Consider the following 6,098-nt stretch of genomic DNA (forward strand, 5'->3'; position numbering starts at 1 on the left):
GCGGGCTAGTTATTCCCCATCTGACATAGCTTTCATATAGGCGGCGTAGCGCCGGCGGAACTCCTCCGGCTTTTCGGCGAACAGCCGGGCATGCAGCCGCAGCGCGGAACGGGCGAGCCGCTCCTGCCGCGCCCGCGCCGCCGCCGCCACCGGGGCGTGCCAGTCGCTGTCGGCGACCGCGCGCGGCAGCTCGGCGAGGCGCACCAGCAGCACGGCGAGGTCGTGATGCTTGCCCAGCTTCTCGCGCAGCCGATGCAGCTCGCCTTCCCGCGCGCGGCCCATCACCGGCCAGAGCGGGGTGAGCAGCTCCATGTGGAAGCGATGGGCGATCACCGCCTTGCGCAATTCGTGCAGTTCCTCGGCATCGCCGGCATCGATGTCGCGGCCGCGCCGCCGCGCCCTGGCGTAATCGGCGATGATCGCCGCCAGCAGCGCCTTGTCGAGCACGACCCCGCCGAGCAGTTCCCCCGCCGCGCGGCACGCCTCGACCAGCGCATCGAGCGGCGCGCGCTGCGCATCGAGACCGGGCGCCGCCGCGCTTTCATCGTCCGGCTCCGCCAGCGCGGCGAGCGCCGCGTCGCGCCATTCCGGCGCCAGCCCGGCCTTGGTCACCAGTTCGTCCAGCGCCTCGCGCTGCGCTGCCTGATCGCGCGAGGCGGAAAGCGCGCGCGCGCCCTCGGCCAGCGCGTCGCGGAGCCGGCCCGCCTCCCCGGCCCGCGCACCGCGCACCAGCCGCAGCAGCGCCCGCATGCGCTTGAACGCCTTGCGCAGGCCGTGCACCGCGCCGTCGCCCTTCCCGGTTTCAAGCGCTGCGCCGGCCTCCTCCGCCGCCAGCAGCAGGACGCCGCCGAGCGCGGGAGGGCGATGGCCGGCTGTGCCGCCGGCGCTGTGCACAGGCTTTCCCGGAAAAGTTTCCTTTCTCTCCGACACGGCAATTTCCCTTTTCCAGCGGTGAGTTGACTGCCATGTGCCGCAGGCGCGCGACGATCCGGTGACAAAAAATAGCGCCAAGCCCTTTCATTTGGCCATGAGGATTGCTAGATACCCGCCGTCGCCGGACGCTAGCGCCTCCGAGCCGACCTCTGACGCGGGGTGGAGCAGCCCGGTAGCTCGTCAGGCTCATAACCTGAAGGCCGCAGGTTCAAATCCTGCCCCCGCAACCATCTTTAATTGCGACCCCGCAGCCTTACCCGCTGCGGGGTTTTGCGTTTGTGTGGCAATCGTCAGGATGCCGGCGAGATCGCCCTGGACATCGATCTCCATCTTGCCGTCCACCGGCGTCAGAACGATCTGGTCCACCAGCGAGCGCAGAATGTCGGCCGCCTCGATCCGCTTCTCTTCCTCTTCGTCCTGCAAGGCTTCGTAGAGCTGCTGGACCCGCTTGCGGTATTGCAACGCCATTGAGGGGTGCAGAAGGGGAGGCGGTTCCTCAGCTTCGGCCAGGAACAAGGCCAGTTCCTTCTTGCGCTGTTCCAGAAGGACCATCTTGGCGTTGATCGCGTCGGCCGCGCCACCCTTGAGGATCAGGTTGAGCAGCGTGTCGAGTTCGCGGTCGATCTTCGCAATCTCGGCCTCGGCCGAAGCGATGCCCGCGCGGCCTTCCATGCGCAGCAGGTTCATCTCCTGCGTGAACACCTCGCAGAAGCGGGCGAACATCTCCGGATCGACGAGCCTGGTGCGCAAGGCGTTCAGCACACGCGATTCCAGTTCCTCGCGACGGATATTGGTCCGGTTATCGCAGGTGCCTTTGTTCCGTGCCGTCGAGCAGCCGATCAGGGCCGCCGAGATCGCCGAATAGCCGCCGCCGCAGCAGGCGCATTTGGTCAGCCCGGAGAACAGGTACTTCGGGCGGCGGCGGTGGTTCATCTTGCGGACGTCGGCGATGCCGCTCTCGTCCCGCTCGGTCCGCATCTCGCCCTGCCGCGTCTTCACGGCGTTCCAGAGGTCGTCGTCGAGGATGCGCAACTCGGGTGCGTCCTGAATGACCCATTCCGTTTCCGGGTTGGGCCGGGCTTGCCGCTTGCCGGTATCCGGATCTTTGACGAAGCGCTGACGGTTCCAGACGATCTTGCCGACATACATCTCGTTGTTGAGGATGCCGTTCCCACGCTTCGGGTTGCCGTTGATCGTGCTGAAACCCCAGTCACCACCGGACGGGGCGGGGATGCCGTCCCGGTTCAGAGCGAAGGCGATGGTCTTAGCCGACTTGCCGGCCGCATAGTCGCGGAAGATGCGGCGTACGACCTCGGCCTGCGCCTCGTTGATCCTGCGGTCGCCGCGGATCGGTTCGCCGTTAGCGTCCAGCTTCTTGACCACGTCATAGCCGTAGGAATTGCCGCCGCCCGACTTGCCCGCCTCGACCCGGCCGCGTTGTCCGCGACGGGTCTTGTCGGCCAGATCCTTCAGAAACAGCGCGTTCATCGTGCCCTTGAGCCCGACATGGAGGTGCGAGACTTCACCCTCGGAGAGGGTGAACATCTTCACGTCCGAATAGGACATGCGCTTGAAGAGGCCCGCTATGTCCTCCTGATCGCGCGAAAGCCGATCCATGGCTTCCGCAAGGATCAGGTCGAAACGACCGCGCGTGGCGTCGGAAATCAGGGCCTGGATGCCGGGGCGCAGCAGAGACGAACCAGAGATTGCGTGATCGGAATACTCCTCGACGATCTGCCAGCCCTGCTTCTCCGCATGAAGGCGGCACATGCGGAACTGGTCGGCAATCGAGGCGTCGCGTTGATTATCGGACGAGTAGCGGGCGTAGATCGCGACCTTCAATGCACCTCTCCTTTCGGCATCAGGAGGTGCGCTTCCCCCGTCGCCTCGTCATCTTGACTTCTTCCGCGTAACATTCCCGTGCCGCCTGCCGCGCCAGAAAGTCGACCAGACGCAAAAGCCGCGGGTCGGGATCGCCCCTTGGAGTAAAGGTCAGTTCCGGCTCGTCGATGAGCAGGGATTCGAGCAGCGCTTCGCGCTCGTCCCTTGTCATCTTCGCCGACGCTTGGATTGATCGTGATGTCATACATCCAAGCATTCACCCAAATACCAGTGTAAGCAATTGATATAACACGCGTATATTGGGCGGCAGAAAGCCTGTTCTCGGCGGCTTCGGTGAAGTCTGGCGTATTCCCTCGTGCCGCAGCATATGGAAAATACTGGCGCAAATGCGCAATATTCTTCTGCATTACCTCACTGCGGGGGGCGGCCCAAGGCATCGCTGACATCCCTTGTTTGCAAGGCCAATATCGGCTATATATCAGGATATAGCACGGAGGCCCGTCATGAGCAATGCGGCACAGAAGAGAGCGATCGAAAATTACCGGGCACGCTTGACGCAGCGTGGCTTCAAGCGCTTCGAGGTCTTAGCACTGGAATCCGACCGCGAGCTAATCCGGTCGCTTGCTCGCCAACTGGCGGAGGAGGGGCCGGAAGCGGAAAAGGCGCGGGCTGCGGTCAAGGCGGCCCTTGTTGCAGGTGAGCCGCCAAAATCCGGTGGCATCCTGTCTGCCCTTCGCCGTTCCCCCCTTGTCGGCGCGGATCTCGATCTGTCGCGTCCACGCGAAGAAGGGCGCCGGGTCGATCTGTGACGCGTTATCTTCTCGACACCAACATCATTAGCAACATTGTCAAACCGCAGCCATCCAAAACCCTTCTGGATTGGATGACCGCGCAGCAGGACGAGGATCTTTTCGTCACTACGTTGACCATCGCTGAGATCCGACGTGGCATTCTGGAAAAGCCGCGTGGGAAAAAGCGCGATGCGCTCGATGCCTGGTTTTCGGGACCGGAGGGGCCACAGGAGCTGTTTGCCGGTCGCATTCTCTCGTTCGATGAAAAAGCTGCCCTCATCTGGGCGCGATTGATGGCGGAAGGGAAGGCGGCAGGTCGTCCACGAAGCGGACTCGATATGATTATCGCCGCGATCGCGGGAGCACACGACTGCGTAGTCGTCACAGATAACGAAAAGGATTTCAGGGGGCTTCAAATCGTCAACCCCTTGCGTCGCGAAGCAGAGGGGGGAGATCGATGACAGCAGGAACGTTTTTGCCAACAGAATATCAGCTTATTGGTCTTACAGAGGGCGGCGGCGTTGGTGATCTGCTGGCTGGTCTCGACAAAAAGCAGGGACGAATTCGGCTTCAGGCCCTGATCTCGGAATGGCTGCGTATGGAAAACGTCGTGGTGATAACCGGGGCGGGAACCTCAGTCTCCGCCGGCGGGAAGACCATGGCGAACCTTGAGGTCGCTGTATTTGATACCATCGAGGCCTTTGCTGATCTGCCCGCGTCGATTACCCCTATTATCAAGGCGCGACAGAAAGCAGTTGTACAGGCGAAGACCGACAAGACGGAGCCTCTGGGCTTCGAGGGGTGGCTTTCGTTTATCGCCAATGCCCTCGTCGTAGGGCAATCCAAGGACGCTCCGTTTTCCGGTGTCATCTGGCCGGGTATGTCAGCACCAAGCCTCAAAGACCTTCAATGGTTCGTCGATCGGTTGCGCATGGCGATCTTCGCTGAATGCGCGTTGTCCTTGCCGGACACCGGGCTTGCGACATCGGCGACCGCGGTCGCCCCTCAGTTGGCTTTCCTTTCAAAGTTGGTCGCGCGCGACAGCAATCTCGGGCGAACTCATCTCTTCACCCTGAATTACGACACGCTCTTCGAGCAGGCGCTGGAATTGCTTGGAGTACAATATTTCGATGGATTCACGGGTCGCGCGGCTGCGCGCTTCGATCCGTCCGTCTATGGGCTCGACATCTATTATCCGGGCGAGGTCGCTGAAGGTCGTGTCCGCCGATTCGACAAGTTCCTGCATTTCTACAAGTTGCATGGCTCGATCCACTGGTTCGAGCACGGCGATGAAATGCGCGCCCGTCATCCCGACCTGACACGTTTCCAGTCCTATGCAGCGAAGAGTCCGGCGGACAAGGCGGCGGCACTCGTGCCACTGGCTGACAAGACGCCCTCGGTAGGCATCCTGCCCACCGCCAACAAGTTCGCGCAGACGCTGACCATGCCCTACGCGCATCTGTTCCGGTCGTTCCAGGTCCGACTCGGCATTCCCCAAACCTTCTTGCTCGTCCTCGGTTATGGGTTCGGGGATGAGCATGTCAGCCGGATCATCGAGAATGCCTTGATGAACCCTTCGCTGGTGATGCTGGTAATCGAACCCAATCCAGAAAGTCCGGTCATTGAACGCATCCGACGCTACAAGGATCTCGGCAAACGCGCCTTCGTTCTCTGCCCCACGACAGATGCTTTCGCTGCCGCGCCTTTCACACTTGCGACGTTCGACGACTTTGCGACCTCGGTGATGCCCGACGTGCAATGGCTCGACGACTTCCTGCGGCTACGGCGTTTCGAGAAACAGATTGCCTCCTCTGAAACGCCAACCGATCCAAACGCCGGCGTGGGGGCTTAGATGGATAATCCCCGGCTTGTCGGCCATATCGTCTCGGTCCAAGGTTTTCGGGTCAAGGTGGAGTTGCTCCCCGAAACCCGTTCGGCGTTACGTGCCACTCTGGATGGCGTTCAGGTCGCGATCGCGATCAATGCTTACCTGACCTTCTCGCTCGGAGCGGGGGAGACCGTCATCGGCATCATCACCGATCTGGAGGCCCGCGAGACCTTCGATCCGAACAGCGGCGATGATCTCAGTCTCGAACTGATGAAGCCGCGCCGCGTCGCCAGCGTACAATTGCTGGGCACCATCGAGCATGCGGACGATGAACCCTCCTTCAGCCCAGGCATTTCCGTTCTGCCGACGCTCGATACGCCGGCCGAGATCGGATCGCCCGACATATTACGGGCGGTCTTCGAGATTCCTCCCCGCCGCAATAAGCCGGAAGGCTACGACGATAAGGACTTCGACTGTGACCTGAGAATAGGCTTTCCGACTGGTCAGGCCCGCAACGTCGTGCGCGCTTCCTACAATGACCTGTTTTCGCGGCCTTTAGCTATCGTAGGCAACACTGGGTGTTGATTTCCACTGAGATCTGACCCGGCAGGAGCGGATTTTTCCATCGAGAACTGACCCATGTTTTCACCACGTCTCACGCGGCATCGCGGGGGACAGCGGAGTGATCTACATGGAGTTATTGA

Annotated in this window: 6 protein-coding genes and 1 tRNA gene; 5 read left to right on the plus strand and 2 right to left on the minus strand. The window is 61.8% G+C overall.

What is annotated here, in order from left to right; all coding sequences use genetic code 11:
* Window positions 1-9 precede the first annotated feature (9 nt).
* On the minus strand, window positions 10-894 hold the full coding sequence (locus tag VRZ77_RS18010; RefSeq protein ID WP_414593969.1) for a CHAD domain-containing protein: 885 nt from the start codon (window positions 892-894) through the stop codon (window positions 10-12).
* Window positions 895-1,086: 192 nt separating this feature from the next.
* Here VRZ77_RS18010 and VRZ77_RS18015 point away from each other — a divergent pair.
* A tRNA-Met gene (locus VRZ77_RS18015) sits at window positions 1,087-1,163 on the plus strand.
* Here VRZ77_RS18015 and VRZ77_RS18020 read toward each other — a convergent pair.
* A complete protein-coding gene (locus VRZ77_RS18020; RefSeq protein WP_133036456.1) occupies window positions 1,120-2,775 on the minus strand; it encodes a recombinase family protein in 1,656 nt (551 codons plus the stop codon). The genes VRZ77_RS18015 and VRZ77_RS18020 overlap by 44 nt on opposite strands.
* 503 nt (window positions 2,776-3,278) lie before the next feature.
* Between VRZ77_RS18020 and VRZ77_RS18025 the strand changes: the two genes are divergently transcribed.
* Genes VRZ77_RS18025 through VRZ77_RS18040 form a run of 4 tightly spaced genes read left to right on the plus strand, consistent with a single transcriptional unit; the run spans window position 3,279 to window position 5,979 of the window.
* Entirely contained in the window at window positions 3,279-3,584 is a 306-nt protein-coding gene (locus VRZ77_RS18025; protein WP_075657396.1) for a hypothetical protein, read from the plus strand.
* Window positions 3,581-4,027 carry a PIN domain-containing protein gene (locus tag VRZ77_RS18030; protein WP_133036445.1) on the plus strand — a complete coding sequence of 149 codons (447 nt, stop codon included), beginning with the start codon at window positions 3,581-3,583 and terminating at the stop codon, window positions 4,025-4,027. Before VRZ77_RS18025 ends, VRZ77_RS18030 begins: the two co-directional genes overlap by 4 nt.
* Complete coding sequence (locus tag VRZ77_RS18035) at window positions 4,024-5,418, plus strand: SIR2 family protein (RefSeq protein WP_133036444.1); 1,395 nt, start codon at window positions 4,024-4,026, stop codon at window positions 5,416-5,418. The genes VRZ77_RS18030 and VRZ77_RS18035 overlap by 4 nt, the downstream gene beginning before the upstream one ends.
* A complete protein-coding gene (locus VRZ77_RS18040) occupies window positions 5,419-5,979 on the plus strand; it encodes a hypothetical protein (protein WP_414593970.1) in 561 nt (186 codons plus the stop codon). It begins immediately after the preceding gene.
* Window positions 5,980-6,098 lie beyond the last annotated feature (119 nt).

Source organism: Ancylobacter sp. G4_0304 (assembly GCF_047501495.1).
GTDB lineage: Bacteria > Pseudomonadota > Alphaproteobacteria > Rhizobiales > Xanthobacteraceae > Ancylobacter.